The organism is Romboutsia lituseburensis DSM 797, assembly GCF_900103615.1.
In the GTDB taxonomy this organism is placed as follows: Bacteria; Bacillota; Clostridia; order Peptostreptococcales; family Peptostreptococcaceae; genus Romboutsia_F; species Romboutsia_F lituseburensis.
In genome coordinates, this window is sequence record NZ_FNGW01000001.1 from 588,474 (window position 1) to 609,250 (window position 20,777).

The window sequence follows — 20,777 nt, forward strand, 5'->3', positions numbered from 1 at the left end:
ACAACCTCTCTATTTTAATTGCTCAAACATATTTTTTATGTTTAATAAACCATATCCATAATTTTCATTCGGATAATCTATATTTTTATTTTTTACAGCTCCTGCCTTAATAAAAGTATTTATTTTTTGCACAAAAGCTTTATCTTCATAATCATTATCATCTAAAATATATTGCATAAATAAAGCTACGGCACCTGATACCTGAGCTGCTGCAACTGCTGTTCCAGTTATATTTCCATACTTATTACCAGGATATGGAGCTATAATTTTAACCCCTGGTGCTACTACATCAGGCTTTAGCATTCCATTTATAATAGGTCCCCTGGAAGATGCAGGCCATAAGCTATTATTTATAGTATCATATGCCCCAACTGTTATAGTATCTTCTAATGTAGCTGGGTAATTGATTGTATATCGTGGATCTATTTCTCTAAATTTAGTTCCATTTTTTATAAATACCCTATTTGGTAAATATATCTGGTATACACCGTTTGTTATATATTCACCCACTAATTTAATTTTCCAAATTCCTTTTTTAACATTTAGTAATGTAATATTCGTTTGTTGCTGACCTGAATATGCGGTTGGATAAACATAGTTTATTATATATTTAGTTGCCTCAAAGTCAAATTTACCAGTAATTAGATTATAATTAGATACAGGTTGTATTTTGCTAACTTCCCCACTTGGAGATATTATACCTACGTTTATTTTGTCAGGCCTAACCACCCATAGTTGAATATCTATACGTTCTTCATCTTCTGATAATTCTAGCTCTACTATCTTTTCTTCTCCAATAAAATTTAATTTTCCAGATGTGTGTGTTTGTGTATTGCCTTCATTTCCAGCTCCCCTAACCTCACAAACCCCAGGTGTAAAAAATGTAGTTTTACTTAATATCCTTTGATTTATAGCAACTAGTTCATTGCTCCCTAAAGATCCATTTATTACTAATGGCATACCTAATTCCTGTGATTTTTGATAAACATACATCCCTGCTGCAAAACTTGTGGCATTATTGTAATAATTCCCTATTTTGTTTAATTTAACAACTATTAATTCAGCTTCTTCAGCTATTCCTGCATACTCTTCATTAGTAGTTTTTAATCCTGCACATATTCCACTTAGCATTGTTCCACTGCCTTCTTCATCAATTGATAAAGTAGAATCTTTGTTTTTTATAGCTTCATTTATTTGATCATTTGTATATTCTGTTCCTATATAATAACCTTTTGGTGGATTGCCTTCTTTAGTTTGATCCCATAAATAAAGAATTTTAGATGTTCCATCAGGATATATAAATGCATCATGTAAATAGTCTATTCCAGTGTCTATGATAGCTATAATAACACCTTTTCCATTTACATTTATATTTGGATTATTTTTAAAAAAAGTTGCATCTATATCTTCTAGTGCTGATACTGATTGTGTTGTGCCTTGCTCTACTTTTGAAAGCAACGCTATTCTTGTAAAAGGCTCAATTGAAATTACAGATTTTAAAGACATTACATTTTCTATATTTTCTAAATTTGATTCAGTTATAAATATCACAGAAAAATTATCACTTATTTTATACATATAATATTTAGTATTTAATTTTTTAAATTCTTCTTCAAATTCAGGTTTATGGACTATATTTATTCCTCCTAAAACGCCATATTTAGATACACTTTGTAAATCAAAAGGCGTCAGTTTTTCAATTTCCTCATTAGTTAATTGATCTACAGTTTGGTCTGGTGTTCTTTTATAGTTGGTGGATTTTTTATGTTTTTTTGTTTTTTTTTTAATATTTTTACATCTGTAATACTCTTCTTGATTCATATTTTGTATTGTTGTCAGACTTATTTGAGATAAGTCCAAAAAACCATATCCCATAGAATTGTTTGGGTATGTATTTCCAGGGGTACGTCGTGCATGTTTAGTTAATAATGCTTTCATTTTTTGAGAATATAAATATAAATCATTTCTATTAACTATTCCCCACTCCATTAAAAGAGCTATTGATCCTGTTACATGTGGCGTTGCCATACTGGTTCCTGTTAATGCACCTGTATTTCCTCCAGGTAAAACAGATACAATATCCTCTCCTGGTGCCAATAAATCAGGCTTATAAATTCCATTTTCTATATCTCCTTCTCCAGAAAATATAGATACATTATCTGTCCTAGAGTTAAAACTTCCTACCGTTACAACTTTACTCGCTGTTCCCGGAACAGTTACAGTAGCACGTTTAGTCGGACTAACAAATCTAGTTTCTCTGCTTAATCCTTCTGATGTTGGTAAATATATGTTAACATTGCCTGACACAACATCTATTGGTATAAATACAATTTTCCAAATACCTGGATTTATATATTCAAGCGAGCTCATCTGAATAGTTATTCTTCTTATTAGTGAGTATGGTGGTATAGGATAAAAGTACCCCTTTATTCTAGTTTGATCTATGATGTTTTTTACTTCTCCTGAGCTTAAAGATATTGATTGTGTTTGCTTATTTGATGGGCTTACTAAATATACATAAAAATCATCTATATAATCTGGCCATATATTAATATTTAGCAGTTTTTCATTTGGGCCTACTATAAATTCTGCTTCAGTTCGATCTGACCCTTTTATATTTATATTTTTATGCCCTCCCTTATCCCCATTGTTTCCTGCTGCTACACAAATATTATTTTTCCAAAATCCAGCCATTTCATCTATATATTGTTCAAATAATGACAACCCTTTATGAGAGCCTTCGTTACTTCCATAACTTATATTTATAGATATTGGCATTTTTAATTCCAACGCCTTATCCAGCATAAATTTAATAGCTCTCATAAATTCTGTACTTTTTGAAAAAGAATCTGTTTGCCTTCTTCCAACTCTTACAACTATTAAATTTGCATCATTGGCTATTTGACTACAAATACCAGCTACGTGAGTCCCATGGCTACTTGTTGGAGATATTGGTATATTAATTTCTCCTTTTATAGCTTTATTTATATCTTCATTTGTGTATAAAGTACCTTCTTTGAACCCTTGTGGAGGATTGTTTCCTATTGATTGATCCCAATAGTACAATATTTTTGAATTACCATCTTTATCTCTAAATTCTGACAAGGTATAATCTATCCCCGAATCAATAACTCCTAATATAGTCCCTTTTCCTGTTAAGTTATACCTTTGTTTAAACCTAGTTATACCAGTAGCTGAAAAACTCTGAGTATCTTGTGTTTCTAGTATAAATGGTTTTTCTACGTATTCTATTTCTTCATAGTCTAATAATCTGTTTATCTTCTCTTCAGTATCTGAAATTATTATTGCGTAATTGTACCCTAAAAGTTCTATAGATACTCCAAGTTCATCTTTTAATCTCAATACATTTCCGTTATATTTAACTACAACTTCATAGTCCATCTCTACTTCCTCCTTTCTTTTATAATATTTTTTATATTTTAAAATACGTTATTATTCTAATATCTCTGAAATTGCTTTTAAAGTTTGTTTTAAATTCAATATTCCAAATCCTTGAACTATATTAGGAAATACATAAGTTTCTGGCTTGGTAGCCCCTAACATTAAATAGGTCTTTAAAACTTGAGTATACATAGATCTTCTACTAAATATACTCTGTTGAGTTATATAATCCATTAAAATAGCTAAAACCCCACTTACCATAGAGCTGCTAACACCTGTTCCTGTTGCCTTATTGTAACTTTGGTTGATATAAGGTGCTATTATATCAACACCTGGAGCTACTATATCAGGTTTTATTCTCCATCCATTAACAGGCCCTTTTGAGGACCCTATCCATATACTATCTGTTTTATTGTTAAATGTACCTACTGTAATTACATTTTCTATAACTCCATAAGACGTTATAGTTTCTGTTGATTGAGGATCTAAGAAACGTGTACTTTCAGATATTAAATTTTTATTAGGAAGATAAACATCATAAATTCCATTTATTATAAATTCTGGTTTTAGCCTTAAAATCCATACACCTGGCTTTATATCATAAAGATCCATGAATAACTTTTGTGATCCTGTTTCTATCCAAGGATATACAAATTGCATTTCATATGATGTATTTTCTAAATTAAATCTGCCTGTATACGCATAGTTATCTGGTGCATAAACAATCTCATAACTTAGTTCTCCTGATGGTGATATTAATAACGCTCTAACTTTATCAGGTCCGGTAACATATATATATAATTCTAAATTAATCTGATTTCCAACTTGAATAACTATATCTTGATAAATATCAGTGCTTTGCATAACACCATGATAATGTATATCTGTGTTTGCTTCATTTCCAGCTCCTCCAACTACAATTACACCAGAATCTCTCAAATATGAAAATGTATCTAAAAAAGATGCCTCTACAGAAGAAACTGAACCTTTACCTACTGTCATATTTATTACTATATTCTTTTTTTTGTCCTCAGAGTTATAAATATCCTCAATAAATTTTATTGCTGCTAAAAAATCGGCTGATTGATAATTTCTTTTTCCATTATCAAATCTATTTTTATATTCTTTTAACTTTACAACTACAAGTTCACTGTCTACTGCTATTCCACTGTAATTTGAATTTAAAGCTCCCCTCCCTGACGCTATCCCTGCTGCTATTGTTCCTGTACCAACATTATCTTCGGTTAAAGAAGAGTCATTTTCGGTTATTGCCTTGTTTATATCTTCTCTAGTAATCATATCTCCAAATAAACATCCATCTGGTGGCGTTCCTTCTTTAGTTTGATCCCATATAGCTAAAATTTTACTTGTTCCATCTTTGGTTATAAAATCTGGATGTAGATAATCTATTCCTGAGTCTATTATGGCGATTATGGTTCTTTTGCCAGTAATATTAAGATATGGGTTGTTATATACAAAATCAATGCCTGAAGCTGCTGATACTGAATCTCCGCCTTCTACACCTTCATTAAGTTGTATTAATGAACTCATAGGGCTCGACCTTTGCCACCAAGATATTATCTCTATAGTATTTAGCTTTTCTTCTCTAAAAGCTAATGGTATATAAATACTGGCTATTTGATTATTTAAAATTATATATCGTTCTATTCCATTAGATTTTAAAGTAGCTTCAAGTTCTTCTATATTACTTTGATAAACTATAATATAAGCTCTTTCCATATTTTTAATCACCTCACTACCTTAACTGGTCAAATACACCCTTTATATTTAATAGTCCATAACCATATCCGTAATTTGGATAACTTATATTTGCACTTCTTTTAGCTCCTGCTCTTAGATATGTTCTTATTTGTTGTACAAATCCTCTATTCATATATCTCCTATCAACTAATGTATATTGTAAATAAAGAGCTACTGCACCAGATGTATATGCTGCAGCTACAGCAGTTCCTGTTATAGTTGCATATTTATTTCCTGGATAAGGTGCTATAATATCAACTCCAGGTGCTACTATAGCCGGCTTTAAAGATCCTTCTACAGTAGGTCCTTTTGATGATTGAGGCCATAAATTATCATTTTTCGTGTCATAAGCTCCAATACTAATTATATCTTCATATACAGCAGGATAATTTATTGTATTTCCTGGATCTGGATCTCTAAATTTTGTTCCTGGTTTTAAAAAGACTCTGTTTTGTAAATATACTTCATATCTTCCATTAGTTATATATTGACCTACTAATCGTAATTTCCAAATTCCTTTGGTTACATTAATCAATGTAATAGTAGCTTGTTGTTGCCCTGAGTATAAGGTTGGATATATATATGTTATTAAATATTCAGTTCCTTCTAAATCGAATAAACCTGTTATTTCATTGTAATTTGAAACTTCTAATAATCTACTTTCTTCATTTGATGGTGATACTATGCCTACTTTAATTTTGTCAGGTCTATTTACTATGACCTGTATCTCTAATAATGGCTCATCCTCTGCTACTTCTATTTCTATTTCATTTATATCCTCTTTAAATTTCATTTGTCCAGATGTATGTGTTTGTGCATTTCCTTCATTTCCTGTAGCTGCTACAATACATATTCCTCTTGTAAAAAATGTCCTTTCTTCTATTACTCTTGAATTAAGTTGAACCATATTATTAGTTCCTAATGAAATATTTATTACAACAGGTGTTTTTAGTTCTAATGATTTTTGTGTTATATATTCTATAGCTGCATATAACATAGCATTATTATAATAACCACCAATTTTCCTCATTTTTATAACTATCAATTCTGCATCTTCAGCTACACCTGCATATTCCTTATTTAAATTTCCTAACCCTGCACAAATTCCACTTAGCATGGTTCCACTACCTTCTTCATCTACAGATAATGTTGCATCATTATTTTGTATAGCTTTATTAATATCTTCTTTTGTATATTCCGTACCAATTGCAAATCCTTTAGGTGGATTTCCATCCTTAGTTTGATCCCATAAAAATGCAACTTTACTAGTTCTATCTGGATATATAAAATCTTCATGTAAATAATCTATACCTGAGTCTATTATTGCTATAAATACACCTTTTCCAGTTATAGATACGTTTGGGTTATTTTTAAAATAATTTGCACCTATATCTTCTAACGCTACTGTTCCACCTGAAGTTCCTTGGCTTACTTCACTCATTTTTGCAAGTCTTGCAAAGTACTCTGACCTCTTTATACTTCCTAGTGTTAAAACTTCATCTATATACCAAAGCTTAGATGGATTCGTAAATACAATCCCAAAGTTATCAGATATTTTATAATATCTATATATTGCATCTAATTTGCTAAGAGCTTCTTCTAGCCCTGGACCGTGTATTAAATTAAATCCAACCTCAAGTTGCTCTATTCCCTTTAATAATTGCCTTACATATCTAGGTTCCCTTTTTCTTTTATTTTTTTTTTTATTCCTATACATTAAATCTTCTTTATTTATTGATATTACTAAATTTAAGCTTATATCTGATAAATATAGATATCCATATCCTGATGAATTACTTGGGTATCTAAAGTTACTTTTCCTTCTCGCTGATCTAATAAGAAGTGCTTTTAATTTTTGTCCATATAAAGTTTCATCATTTTTTTGTACTATTCCCCATTGAAATAATAGTGCTACGATACCTGTTGCATGAGCTGCTGATATACTAGTTCCACTTAAAGCTTTCCCATCTCCGCCAGGCATTAACAACGAAACACCTTCCCCTGGAGCTAATAAGTCCGGTTTAAACATACATCTCTCTATGTCTCCTTGACCAGAAAAGTCTGAAACTAAATCTGTTTTTGTATTATAACTTCCAACTGTAAAAACTTGTTTCGCGCTTCCTGGAAGAGTTATAGTTAATTTTTTTGTGGGTGATATAAATTTAGTATCTGTATTTAATCTTTCAACTTCTGATATATAGAGATCTATATTACCTGTAATAACAGTAATAGGAGAAAATACTATTTTCCATACCCCTGATGTTATATACTCATCTGAAGTTAATTGTATTATAAGTCTTCTTACTAATTGATCTGGAGGTACTGAGAAATAAAACCCTTTAATTTTAGTGTTATCTATAATATTTTTTATCACTCCTGATGTTAGTGAAATAGGTTTAGTACTTTGATTTGATGGACTCACCAAATAAACATAAAAATTATCTGCAAAATCTGGCCATATATTTATATTTAATGTTTTTTCATTTCTCCCTACAACAAACTCTACTTCTGTTTTGCTCATTTTATCTTTAATTTCAATACTTTTATGTCTTCCTTTATCTGCATTGTTTCCAGCTGCAACAATAATATTGTTTTTCCAATAAGAGCTCATTTGATTTATATACTGTTCAAATAAAGACATTCCCATATGCGCCCCTTCGCCACTTCCATAACTTATATTTAATGCAACGGGCATATTAAGTCCTTTAGATTTAGTTAATATAAACTCTATAGCTCTCATAAAATCTGTACTTTTTGCAGTTGAACACGTTTTATTAGTACCTACTCTTACAACTATTAAGTTTGCATCTGGGGCAATTTCAGCACTAATTCCTGCAATATGAGTTCCATGTTTATTAGTTGGTGAAATAGGTATTATATTTTTTCCTTGAATAGATTCATTTATATCGTTGTTATTATATAAAGTCCCAGTTTTAAATCCTTCAGGTGGATTTCCGTCTATGCACTGATCCCAATAATATAGTATTTTTGATTTACCTTCTTTATCTTTAAATTGAGGTAATCTATAATCAATACCTGAATCAATAATTCCAAGTATAACCCCACTGCCTGTTAAATTTGTACTTTGTTTAAAACTTGTTATACCTGTACTTGCAAAGCTTTCTAAGTCTTGCTCATTTAATAAAAAAGGAGTTTCTATATGTTCAACTTGTGGGTAATTTAATAATTCACCTATAACGTCCTGAGACTTGGCTGTTATAATTGCAAAGTTGCACGCTAATAGTTCTACCGATACATTTAGCTTTGACTCTAAAATTAATATATCTCCATGATATTTGACTACAACTTCATAATCTATTTTAATCATCTCCTCCATATACAAAATATACAATGCATATATTTTAAATTTATGTTGTAAATATTTATTTTATTTATATCTTCTAAAATTATGCTTGGACTTTAATAAATAAATTTTTTTCTTAAGTATTTTATTAAATAAATATTTATTATATATAGGAAATATTAATATTTTTATTGTATAATACATATATTGATTAAATTTAGTATTTTTAATTGATAATCTAAACTGAAAGGAATGTGTTATATTGAAGGATAAAAAATTTCATCTAAGTGTTGTTATAACAGTTGTTATATCATATCTTTTAATAAAAGTTATAGATAGCTATGAATACTTCTTTGGAATATTTGGGTTGCTTTTATCTCTTTTAACTCCTTTTGTGATTGCATTTATATTAGCATATATATTTAATCCTATTGTGAGTTTTTTAGAAAATAAATTAAATATAAAAAGAATTTTTGCGTTACTTATTACATATGGCTTTTTAATTTTACTAATAGGTTCATTTATTTTATTTACAGCACCTATAATAATAAGTAGTATTGCTGATATGGTGAGCCAATTTCCACTGTATGTAGAAAAAACACAATATTTCTTTATTGATCTAGGGAACAGTTTAAAAAATGTTGATCCTAAAACTTTAAAAGAAGTAGGAGATAAAATAATGTCTGCTATGCCTGAGATAGGTAATTTCCTTATTGGATATATTGGTCAGATATTTAATACCACATTCTCTATATCTAAATTTATTGTTCAATTTGTTTTAGCGTTTATAATTTGTTTTTATATAATTTTAGAAAAAGAAAAATTCTTTGATTTTTATAAAAAAGTACTTTATATAACATTTGGCGAAAAGTATGCAAAATTAACTTTAGATGTAGGTAATACACTAAATACTAATATAGGTAAATACTTTACTGGAAAAATATTAGATTCATTTATTGTCGGTTTATTGTCTGCTATTGGTCTTTATTTCTTAAAATCTAAATATGCGCTACTATTTGGTACTTTAATTGGTATTATGAATTTAATACCATACTTTGGTCCAGTAATAGGTATGACACCTGTAGTTATAATAAATTTATTTTATGATCCTAAAATCGCATTATTCTCTCTAGTTTATCTACTTTTAGTTCAGCAATTAGAAGTTGCTGTAATTGAACCTAAGATAGTAGGTGGACAATTGGGGCTTAGTCCATTTTTAACGATACTTGCAGTAACTGTAGGTGGTGGATTCTTTGGTATTCCAGGTATGATTTTATCAGTGCCTATAATGGGTGTTGTAAAAATATATCTTGGTGAATATATAGAGTTTAGGCATAAAAATATGAACTGCAAAATTGATTAATATTAATTGTAATAAAAGTCTTCTATATTATAGTACTTTAATTAGAAGACTTTTTTCTATTTATAAATCGATCATAATTTCATTATCCATAAAAATATTATTTTATTGTTATAATTTTTAGCTATTTTGTAAATATTTAAGATTAGATACTATTAAATTTATAGTTATATTTTAGTTGAAAATTTAGTGTCTTACTATAAATATTAAGGATGTGTGTTATGAAAAGAAAATTTATATTTCCAGTACTACTACTTACTTGTACATGCTTAGCTATGCCAATTTCTCAGACAGCATTTGCATCACAAATCAAACATAATAAAACTAAGCATACTAAATCTGTCTCACATAAACAATTAACTAAAGAAGAGGCTGAGAAACTTCTTTTAGAATATAATAATAAAGTAAAATACATATATCAAGGCGATGCTAGTCAATTTAAATCACTAAAAGAAAAAAATCTTCAAGGATATGTTTTCTTACCTGATGTTGATACTGATATAGGATACTTTGTAGATAAAAATACATGCAGTATTTACTTCTTCCATCCTAGTGGATACCTTGAACTAGTTGGAGAAACTAAAAATAATTAATTTTAACTTAATTTATTTTTAAAAGTATAAAGTATAATAATAGTCTATCCGTATAAAAATACTAAGTATTTTAATTTAAACCTTTTTAAATTATAGTACTAGACCTATATATTTATCAAGTTAAAAGGGGGAAATAAATTTATGGTCAATTCTGACGTTGGGTCCATTGACGTTGACTCGGATACACTTAAGAGATATGACTTGCAAAATCATTTAGGGGAAATGTTTTTAAAATTTGGATTAACTCGAGAAGTTCTTCTCGTCAGTCAAAAACTTGATGAACTAATCTTAAAAGAACAAATTGATTTGTTAAATAAATAATTTATTTATAGAAAAGGAATGACTTATAAATATTTATAAGTCATTCCTTTAATTTATTTTATAATCTTGTCTATAGCTTGCTTTATATCTACAGCTGGCTTGTCTTCAACTTTTACAACTTCGCCTTCCCACGTTCTTATCATTATATAGTCTGTACCTTTAGATATTAAGTATTGTGGTAAAAGTGGAGTTTTCCCTTTTCCTTTAGGTGCATTTATTATATACGTCGGTATTGCCATACCTGATGTATAACCTCTTAGATATTCCATTATCTCAAGACCTGCATCTACTGATGTATTAAAATGAGTAGTTCCTTTTACATGTTTACTATGGAATATATAGTATGGTCTTACCCTTATTTTTAATAGTTCATGATTTAAGCATCTCATAACATATTTATCATTATTTACACCATTTAAAAGAACAGCTTGGTTTCCTAATGGAACTCCATTGTTTGCTAGTTTTTCACAAGCTTTTTTAGTTTCTTCCGTTACTTCCATTGGATGATTAAAATGTGTATTTATATATATAGGATGATACTTTTTAATCATCTCACAGAATTCATCTGTTATTCTTTGAGGCATTGTAACTAAAGTTCTACTACCTAATCTTATATAATCAACATGTTTTATACTTCTTAGTTCACTAATTATCCACTCTAACATTTCATCATTTAATGTTAATGGATCTCCTCCAGTTACAAGTACATCTCTTATTTCCTCGTTGTTTCTTACATAATCGATTGACTCTTGTATAACTTTTTTTGTTCTATGGCAGTCTTCTTGTCCGATATTTCTTCTTCTTTGGCAATGTCTACAGTACATAGCACATTCATTTGTAACATTTATTATTAATCTATCTGGATATCTTCTTGTAATACTTCCTGCTGGATTTGTAAATTCTTCTCCCATTGGATCTAAATCTTCGATTGAATCATCTAATTCTATATATGATGGTATTGACATTAGCTTAATTGGATCATATGAGTCATCTGGATCAATTAGGCTTAAATAATATGGTGATATTGCCCACCTAAATTGATTTTGTACTTTTCTTATTTGTTCTATCTCTTTGTCTGTTAAATTAAGTATTTTAGACAATGTATCTACATCTGTTATTCTATTTGATAGCTGCCATTTGTAGTTATTCCAATCTTTCTCTGTTCCTTCTAGTACATTTAATATATGCTGTTTTCTTTTATTAATTTCGTCTTGTTTTTCTATTCCTTTTGAAATCGACGACTTTATTTTAGTATAATCTTCAATTCTCGATTTAAGCTCTTGTGCCCTTTGTAATGATATTTCTTTTTGCTTGTTCATAAGTCACTTTTATACTAAGGCTTTTCTTAGTATTTCCCCCTCTCCTTATGCAGTATTTTTATTGAAATATATTCTAAATTTAGAATATATTTATTCGTTACTGAATACAATCTTGCAAATTCATTTTATATTAAAATATATCATACCATATAAACTGTCATTTTTCAATGGTTATATACTTTTTTTACTCTTATTTTCTTAATGTTAGATAATTAATAAATTTTTTTAAACAAATATTTTATCATTTATTTTAATATTTGATAAAATAAAAAAGTCGCTTAGCTTCTGTAAACAATTAGCTAAAAAACAAATTTGTTGCTCAAGTCTATGAGTTAATATTATAGCTTATCCACAAACCAAATAATTTATAATACATTAGTATGTAAAAAGAGTATATATGTTAAATAACATATATACTCTTTCTTAATCTTAGGTATTTTCTTCTATTTTCTTGCTTAATCTAGCCATCATGTTTTTAGAGAAATTAGATATATCTTTAGGTATACACGTATACGTTGAAAGTACTGTGTAGATTTCCAAAGCTCTTTTGTAATCTTTCTTTCCTGTATATGCCTTATAAGCTTCTTCGGCTAAGTCTTTACATGCTCTGTTTATTTTCTCATGTCGTCTTCTCAATATAACATCTCCCCTAAAATACTTGTATATATATACTTATATGTGTATATATATTACTTTATTACTCTATTGGAGTGTCTTCATCAGGTTTATTTTCTTCTTCGCCTCCAGAATTATCTTCATTTGAATCAAATTTTATATTAACAATATTACTTTTTCCTGAGTATTTATCATCCTTATTAGCTCTTACATAGAATTCTAAATCCGCACTTGATCCAGTAAGATTCATAGTATACTCATTTGATCCAATATTTCCTTCAAGTAACTCATATCCGCTATTACCTGATAAGTTATTTTTTACAAATATACTATATTGTGCTCCTTCAATACCTATATCATCCCAAGTAAATCTTGCAACATTATTTTCTTTGTCTACATAAACAGATAAGTTTTTAACTGATAAATTTTGTATATCATTTTGCTGAGGTTTAATACTTACTATATTACTTGGTCCTGTTGTAAAATCTTTAGATTTACCAACGACATATATATTAATATCTGGAAGATCTCCATCTACTAAATCTACTTCTATAGTTGTTGATACCTTTTTATTTATTTTAATGTCATCTTCTTTTATTTTTACATTTTTTACTACCTTGTAATTACTTTCTCCTAATGAATTATTCTTTAGATATACATCATAATCAAATATACCCTCTAAATAATCCCACTCTAAGAATATTTGTAATTTATTACCTACTATTTGATGACTATATCTTAAATTCTTAATCTTATTGTCTGATGAAATTTTATCAGTTACTTTTACAGTAACTATTTTCTCTTTATTGTCACAAGTTATTTTAACTTTTTCTGATCCAGGTCTTATCCCTTGTATTGTTCCATTTCTTTCATCTAAAGCAATACTTCTTTCTACAGATAACTTTCTACCTAGCAATTGGTATTCAATTTTAGGTGGCTTTAACCCCTTAGGGCTAGTTATTATATTAGGATTTAACTGTTTATTTTCTCCTATTCCTATTTCTATAGTGTCTGCTATATCAATTTTTGCTACTCTTGCGCGTATATTATATCGTAATTTTTCTTCTTTATCTTGCGCCTTTACAGTTACAGTCGCTCTTCCAACACCTACAGCTTCTAGTTTATTGCCACTAACTTTTACAATATTCTCATCAGAACTCTCGTAAGTTGCTTTTTCCTTTTCTTTAAATCTATTATAATCAACATCTATAACTGTATTTATCTTAGACTTATCTCCTACATATACCAGGTTATTTTCAGGCTCTACTAATAATTTTTGTACTTTAGGGTCTACAACCTTTATATTTACTTTTCTTAAGGCTCTTGAGTTTTTCATTATAGCAACTGAAGAAGTTCCCTCTTTAAGCGCTACTAACGTATTACCTTCTTTTATTTTAATTACTTCCTTTTTATCTAATACATTAAACCAAATATTAGGTTTTTTTGCATATGTCGGTATATAAATATAATCTCCACTAGATAAAGTTACTTCTTCATTTAGTTTCATTACAAATTGGTCTATGTCCTCAACATAATCTCCTTTAGAAATCTTTAACTCTACCCCCCTAACCATGGGACGTAAAATCCCAAATTTAAAAAGGTAGTACTGAGTTATGATTAGTATTGGTATAGATATTATTATAAAAAGTTTAATTTGCTTTTTATCTGGCGTAAATCTCATCTAATCACATCCTTTATGACTATTCGCTTTACCTTTAATTAATTCATTATTTTTATATAAATCTCCTCCAAATTAACTAGCTTAATTTTAGACATTTTAATAAAAAATATTTTAAATTTCATTATAAATATTCATACTATCTACTTTTAATTTTATAATTAAATACTAAGTTACTTATATTTATTTTTTCATTTAGATTATACTCAAAACCCTTAAAATCTAATCATTAGCTTTATTATATATAAATAAATATGAAAATAAAACATCTATTTTACTTCTATAAAAATTATTTTAATAAAATTCTTAATAATTAATTAATCTTATTTTCTAACAATTATTTACAATTAATAACATTTTTATTTTAACATAAATCATTATTTTATTTAATGATAATTATTTATTATATCAATTTTACCAATTGTATGGAAAGTATTATACTTAAATCAAGATAAACATATTAATCTTTTAGTTTTTAAATTTAGTACTGTATATATTATATTTTTATAATTGCTTGTAAATAATATAATAGTATAGCAAAACTTTAATGAGGTGAAAAAATGGATAAATTTAAAGAATTATTATTAAGTGAATTACCTAACTTCAAGGATCAATCTTTAAAATTACTTAACGGCGAAATAAATAAAATGACATATAAAGGATTCTCTGGCGGATACGGAGTTTATGCTCAAAGAGATTTAAAATCATTTATGATAAGACTTAGAGTCTCTGCTGGTGTTTTATCTAAATCTCAACTTAATAAAATTTATAAAATGGCACTTAATCATAAACTTGAAAAAATACACTTAACAACAAGACAAGCAATACAACTTCATGATCTTTCTATAGATTCTATAGTAGACATTATGGAAGATGGAATAAAAAATGATATATTTACTAGAGGTGGGGGTGGAAACTTCCCTAGAAATGTAGGATTATCCCCACTTTCAGGTGTTGATTCTGAAGAAGCATTTGATGTAACACCTTTCGCAATTGCTACTGATAAATATTTTATAAAAAATTCTACTACATATCATTTACCTAGAAAATTAAAAGTTTCTTATTCTAGTAGCTATACTGACGCAGCTCATTGTAGTATACAAGACTTAGGTTTTGTTGCAACAGTGAAGGATGATGAACCATACTTTAGAGTTTTCTTAGGCGGTGGTTTAGGTAAAAACCCTAAGGTAGCTTTAGAACTTGATGAGGTTATAAAACCTGAAGATGCACTTTATTGTGTTCAAGGTATGATAGAGCTATTTATGGCTGAAGGAAACTATGAAAATAAAAATAAAGCTAGAGTTAGATATATGGTAGAAAAACTTGGTGAAGAAGAATTTTTACAAAAATTTAAAGAGTACTGTGCTAAAGTTAAAGAAAAAGGTGGATTAGATCTTAATGTTGATCCAATTGATTATTCTAAACCAGGATGTACAATTGATTTATGTGATCCGAGGTTAATTCCTCAAAAACAAGATGGCTTATATACAGTTTATATTCATCCAATAGGAGGTCAATTATATCTTAAAGATTTAAAAATTTTACTTAATGAATTAGATAAAGTTAAGAATCCGATGATAAGACTTGGAATGACTGAAGGACTATATATATTAAATTTAGATGGAAATGAAGCAAAAAGAATGCTTGAAGTTAGCAAAACTATGACTTGCAACTCACTTTTAGAGCAAAGTGTATCTTGTATAGGTGTTCCTATATGTCAAATGGGTATACAAAACAGTCAAAAAATGCTAAATGAAATAATAGATTACTTTAGATCTCAAAGCAATGAAGAAGTTCTAAATAAAGCTCCTAAACTTCATATATCTGGATGTCCAAATTCATGTGGAGTACATCAGGTAGGTAGTATAGGTTTATGCGGTAAAAAGAAAAATGTAGACGGTGTATCAACTGATGCATTTGAACTTACTGTTGGCGGTAGCTTTGAAATCGGAAAAACTAAATTAGGCAAATCGTTAGGTGACTTTAAAGCTAGTGAATTACCTGAAGTTCTTTATAAAATATGTGAAGTAGCTCCAAAAGATTTTTATGATTGGGCTAACTCAGATCCAAAAGAATTAAATAAAATAATAGAAAAATATAAAATATAATTTAATATAAATAAAAAAAGAGTTATCTTAGTTTTTAATTAATTCTAAGAATAACTCTTTTTATGTATTATCTATCTTTTACATCAACGTTATATTTTTCTACTAAGTTATCTACAACATTATTTTGTTTTTCATAAGATAATTTAGTTATTAAATCACTTTTTATAGTATCAAAGTCTTCTTGTTTTTCATCAGTCTTTTTGATTATATGATATCCAAATTGACTTTCTATAACATCTTTGCTAACCTCTCCTACTTTAAGTGAAAATGCTGCTTTTTCAAAAGGCTCTACCATTTGTCCTTTTCCAAAGAAATCTAAATCTCCACCATTTTCAGCACTTGAATCTTGAGAATAGTTTTTAGCTAACTCAGCAAAATCTTCTCCACTTTGAGCTTTCTTTAATATTTCCTCAGCTTTTTCTTTATTTTTTTTCTTTTGAGCTGCACTTACTTCTTTACCATCTGTATCTGTATTTTGTATTAATATGTGCGAAGCTCTTACTTTTAAGAACTCGTCCTTATTTTTATCATAGTAATTTTTAGCTTCTTTTTCTGATACGTCTGACGCTTTTTTCATGTACTTCATTGCTATAACTTCTTTTTCTACATCTTTTCTAACATCTTCTTTAGTAAGCTTAAATTGCTTTAAGTAATCCTCTTCTGATAATCCGAATTGTTGTGTTATACTCGACATTAAATTAGTATATTCAGAGTCAATTTCTTCTTTAGTAGCTGTTATTTTTTCACTCTTAGCTTCTAAATATAAAACCTCTGTTGTAGTCATATAATCAATCATACTTTCTTCATAAGCTTTTACTTGGTCACTTGCCATCTCAGTTTTTCCGTTTAGATAAAATAAAGGTTGCATTCTACCACTAAGTTCTTTTTCTGTTATTTTTGTATCTCCAACTGTAGCTATTACCTTACTACCATAGCTTTTATGTGTTGCTGGTAGTTTTCTTCCTGCATCTTTTCCTGCTGTATACCCTGCTCCTAAGCATAATACCCCAACTATTGCTCCTATAACTATAGCTTTAGCACTTTTATTATCTTTTTTTAACTCTTTCGATTTAGTGCTTTCTACTTCGTTTATTTCTTCTGTATTATTCTCTTGATCATTATTTACATTATTTTCTTCAACCTCTTGTGTATAATCATGTATATCTTCTTGATTACCTGGATTTAATTTTTTATCTTCTGACATTTATGCCTCCCTAATATTTTATTTATTATTACACTATAATAATTTTACATTATATTTATTTTAAATGTGTGAAAGCTAAGTGAAAGTGTTATGAATTTACTATGAATTTAAATATTTCTTAAACTATATCTTATTTCATATCTTCCAACTTTAGTATCTTTATTTTTAAGCATCTCAACCACTTGACTTTTATCTTTTTTGATATAGTCTGCGCATTCATCTAAAGACTTGAATATTTCTATTACTTCCCCTTTTTTGTCTACAAGTTCTATCTTCTTTTTTCCTCCCCTTTTAATTATAGACTTATATTTTCTAAAGTAATCATCATATTCTTCATCGATACATTCAAATGTATAATGCATTTTAACAGGCTCTAATTTTTCACTACATAAAATATCATCTCTTTGATCTTCAGATATTTTTGCTGTAAATATTTTATTATTTAAATATTTAAGCATTTGTGAAGGTGTTTTATTACTATCTAAATAGTTTATATAATCTAATTCCTCTAAGCTTAGAGCTTGACCTAAATATTTTATTGCATCTCCAAAATAATCTGTAAATCCATATTTTAAGTTTTCTTGTATATACTCTGCTGGGATTTTTAATTTTTTACTACATTCTTTATAAGTATTAAAAATCTGTTCTTCTTTAGTATATACATCTATTACTTTGATAGATTTTCCTCGCTTTATTTTTATATCTTTTATGTAGTCTAAATCTTCTTTAGTAAATTCTTCTACTACTTCTTGATTTTTTTGTGTTGAATCTATATCTATTTCTTCTTTTTCAATAGTTATTGCAATTTCATCATTAACGTTACAATCTGCACTTTCATTTATTTCTTGTTTGCATTTAACAATATCTTCAGTTACTATTTCACTTTGTGATACATCTTGACTAACTGTTATTTTATTATCATTTTTTTGTTCTTTTGTATTATTTACTAATAATTCCTCTGAAACATTATTATTTATTTCTTCATACTCATATTCTTTATTTGACTCTTCATTTGCATAATCCTCTGCTTTTAATATAATATCTAAATTATTTATATCATTATGATTATGATTTTTTTGTAATTTATCTTGTGTATTTTCTGATTGTTGATTTTGTATAATATTTTTATCATCTGAATCTTTGATAAGATCACTTTTAGTACTATTATTATTTTCCTCTGTTCCTTCTTTTTGATTTAGTATAACTTCATCATTTTTACTTTCTTTAGCTAATTCTTTCGTATCTTTATTTTGTTCTACGAAACTTTTTACACGATTAAAAAAATTCTTTATCAATATACATTCTCCTCCCTAAAACTAGTCAATCTTAAAATGATTTTGAGTATTATGTCCTCTATTATATTACTAAAATCTCCTGTATTAGTAAACCGATTACATATTTTTAATTTAAAACTATTTTGTAAATATACTTATTTACTTTTTATTTATTTAAAATATACGGTTAGAGTCTTATTCTTTGTCAAATAATAAACTATACTTTTTATTTATTTTAATAATGGTATACTATTTTTAAATGAATAGCATCCATTATATTTTTTAGCACCTGGTGCTATTACCTATCTATATTTTTTTATATTTATTTGTTATAATTAAATAAATATAATTTACTATATGCTAAACAAAAATTTATTCTAAAATTTTGAAACATAATTTTGATGTAATTCTATTTTTAAGAATATTATTTTTTAAATAGTAACTTATAACTTTTATCATTATAAAAATTTGACGTAAAGGTGGTAGTTTATGTTTGATAACTTAATTGAAGCTAATAAATGTATTGTTTGTAAGAATGCTCGATGTCAAAAAAATTGTCCTATAGACACTCCTATTCCACAAATAATAAGTTTATATAAAGAAGGTAAATACGAAGAAGCAGGAAAAATTTTATTTGAAAATAACCCTTTATCTGCTATATGTGCAATAGTTTGTCCTCACGAAAATCAATGTAAGGGTAACTGTATAAAGGGTATAAAAGGAGAACCTGTTCGTTTCCATGATATAGAATACGAAATATCTACTAAATATCTAGAAAATATTAAGCTAGAAAAACCTAAGCAAAATGGAGTTAAAGTTGCTGTAGTTGGATCAGGTCCTGCCGGTATAACAGTAGCACTAAACTTAGCTCTTAGAGGTTATAGTGTTACTATATTTGAAAAAAATGAAAGAATCGGTGGTATTTTAACATATGGTATACCTGCATTTAGATTACCTAGATTTAATATTAGTTTATTAGAAAAAAGATTAAAAGAGCTTGGTGTTAAAATTAAATTTAATGCTTTAATTGGTCCAGTTGTTACTTTAAGCAAATTATTTGAGGACGGCTATAAATCTATATTTATAGGTACTGGTGTATGGAATCCAAGAAGATTAGATATAAAAGGGGAAACTTTTGGCCATGTTCATTATGCAATTGATTATTTAAGAAGCCCTAATAGATATGATCTAGGAAATAAAGTTGTTGTAATAGGTGCTGGTAATGTAGCTATGGATGCAGCTAGAAGTGCTAAATATTTTGGTGCTAATGAGGTTTATGTAGCCTATAGAAGAGGATTTGAAAATATGACCGCTACTAAACATGAAATTTCTGAAGCTAAAGAAGAAGGTGTTTTATTTAAAACATTTAAAGCTCCTTATGAAATAGTAGATGATGGTATAATTTTTGAAGATACTAAATTAATAGAAAATGAAGATGGTACTACGTCTTTAGTTACAGTTGAAGATAGTAAAGAATTATTCGAATGTGATAGTATATTAATTGCAGTTAGCCAAAGTCCTAAAAATACTATTGTCATAAATAATAAAGGTCTTGACGTAAAAAAAGGTGGCCTTTTATTAACAGATGAGGCTGGTCTTACTACAAGAGAAGGTGTATATGCTTGTGGTGATGTAACAAATGGTGCTAAAACTGTTATACAAGCTGTAGTTGATGCTAAAAATGTCTGTGATTCAATGGACAAGTACTTGCAACAATTTATAGACACTAATAATTAGTTATTTATATATACTTTGAAATAAATAAAATCCTATAGAGTAGACTTTTTTATTGTCTATTCTATAGGATACATTTTAATATTATATTCTAAAAGGATTTT

General features: G+C 28.0%; 13 protein-coding genes. 5 read left to right on the forward strand and 8 right to left on the reverse strand.

The features are described 5' to 3' along the window. Positions 1-9 precede the first annotated feature (9 nt). From cspBA (BLP75_RS18475) to cspBA (BLP75_RS02795), 3 genes are read right to left on the reverse strand one after another with little or no spacing between them, the layout of a single operon-like run. Complete coding sequence (gene cspBA, locus BLP75_RS18475) at positions 10-3,447, reverse strand: bifunctional germination protease/germinant receptor pseudoprotease CspBA (protein ID WP_278335039.1); 3,438 nt, start codon at positions 3,445-3,447, stop codon at positions 10-12. 6 nt (positions 3,448-3,453) lie between these two features. Next, complete coding sequence (gene cspC / locus BLP75_RS02790) at positions 3,454-5,142, reverse strand: bile acid germinant receptor pseudoprotease CspC (protein WP_092722647.1); 1,689 nt, start codon at positions 5,140-5,142, stop codon at positions 3,454-3,456. A 16-nt stretch (positions 5,143-5,158) separates the two neighbouring features. Beyond that, complete coding sequence (gene cspBA / locus BLP75_RS02795; RefSeq protein WP_092722648.1) at positions 5,159-8,491, reverse strand: bifunctional germination protease/germinant receptor pseudoprotease CspBA; 3,333 nt, start codon at positions 8,489-8,491, stop codon at positions 5,159-5,161. 238 nt (positions 8,492-8,729) lie between these two features. On the opposite strand from cspBA (BLP75_RS02795), the gene BLP75_RS02800 reads away from it, so the two are divergent. The 3 genes from BLP75_RS02800 to BLP75_RS02810 all read left to right on the forward strand — a co-directional run bounded on the left by BLP75_RS02800 (position 8,730) and on the right by BLP75_RS02810 (position 10,741). Further along, positions 8,730-9,830 carry an AI-2E family transporter gene (locus tag BLP75_RS02800; protein ID WP_092722650.1) on the forward strand — a complete coding sequence of 367 codons (1,101 nt, stop codon included), beginning with the start codon at positions 8,730-8,732 and terminating at the stop codon, positions 9,828-9,830. A gap of 218 nt (positions 9,831-10,048) precedes the next feature. Then, positions 10,049-10,420, forward strand: coding sequence for a hypothetical protein (locus BLP75_RS02805; protein ID WP_092722652.1), 372 nt, complete (start codon positions 10,049-10,051; stop codon positions 10,418-10,420). 141 nt (positions 10,421-10,561) lie between these two features. After that, complete coding sequence (locus BLP75_RS02810) at positions 10,562-10,741, forward strand: hypothetical protein (protein ID WP_092722654.1); 180 nt, start codon at positions 10,562-10,564, stop codon at positions 10,739-10,741. Positions 10,742-10,794: 53 nt separating this feature from the next. Here BLP75_RS02810 and eam read toward each other — a convergent pair whose 3' ends face one another. The 3 genes from eam to BLP75_RS02825 form a co-directional block, all read right to left on the reverse strand. Next, the gene (gene eam, locus BLP75_RS02815) at positions 10,795-12,060 is read right to left on the reverse strand and encodes a glutamate 2,3-aminomutase (RefSeq protein ID WP_092722656.1); all 1,266 of its coding nucleotides are present in this window, start codon (positions 12,058-12,060) and stop codon (positions 10,795-10,797) included. Between the two features lie 429 nt (positions 12,061-12,489). Next, positions 12,490-12,696, reverse strand: coding sequence for a hypothetical protein (locus tag BLP75_RS02820; protein WP_092722657.1), 207 nt, complete (start codon positions 12,694-12,696; stop codon positions 12,490-12,492). A 61-nt stretch (positions 12,697-12,757) separates the two neighbouring features. Further along, a complete protein-coding gene (locus BLP75_RS02825; protein ID WP_092722659.1) occupies positions 12,758-14,356 on the reverse strand; it encodes a hypothetical protein in 1,599 nt (532 codons plus the stop codon). Between the two features lie 557 nt (positions 14,357-14,913). On the opposite strand from BLP75_RS02825, the gene BLP75_RS02830 reads away from it, so the two are divergent. Further along, positions 14,914-16,461 (forward strand): nitrite/sulfite reductase, encoded by a 1,548-nt coding sequence (locus tag BLP75_RS02830; protein WP_092722661.1) that lies wholly within the window; start codon positions 14,914-14,916, stop codon positions 16,459-16,461. A gap of 67 nt (positions 16,462-16,528) precedes the next feature. Here BLP75_RS02830 and BLP75_RS02835 read toward each other — a convergent pair whose 3' ends face one another. Both BLP75_RS02835 and BLP75_RS02840 read right to left on the reverse strand, forming a co-directional pair. Then, positions 16,529-17,665 (reverse strand): peptidylprolyl isomerase, encoded by a 1,137-nt coding sequence (locus BLP75_RS02835; protein WP_092722663.1) that lies wholly within the window; start codon positions 17,663-17,665, stop codon positions 16,529-16,531. Between the two features lie 107 nt (positions 17,666-17,772). Continuing rightward, the gene (locus BLP75_RS02840; protein WP_092722665.1) at positions 17,773-18,960 is read right to left on the reverse strand and encodes a hypothetical protein; all 1,188 of its coding nucleotides are present in this window, start codon (positions 18,958-18,960) and stop codon (positions 17,773-17,775) included. 468 nt (positions 18,961-19,428) lie between these two features. On the opposite strand from BLP75_RS02840, the gene BLP75_RS02845 reads away from it, so the two are divergent. Beyond that, complete coding sequence (locus BLP75_RS02845; protein ID WP_092722667.1) at positions 19,429-20,676, forward strand: NAD(P)-dependent oxidoreductase; 1,248 nt, start codon at positions 19,429-19,431, stop codon at positions 20,674-20,676. Positions 20,677-20,777: the final 101 nt, after the last annotated feature.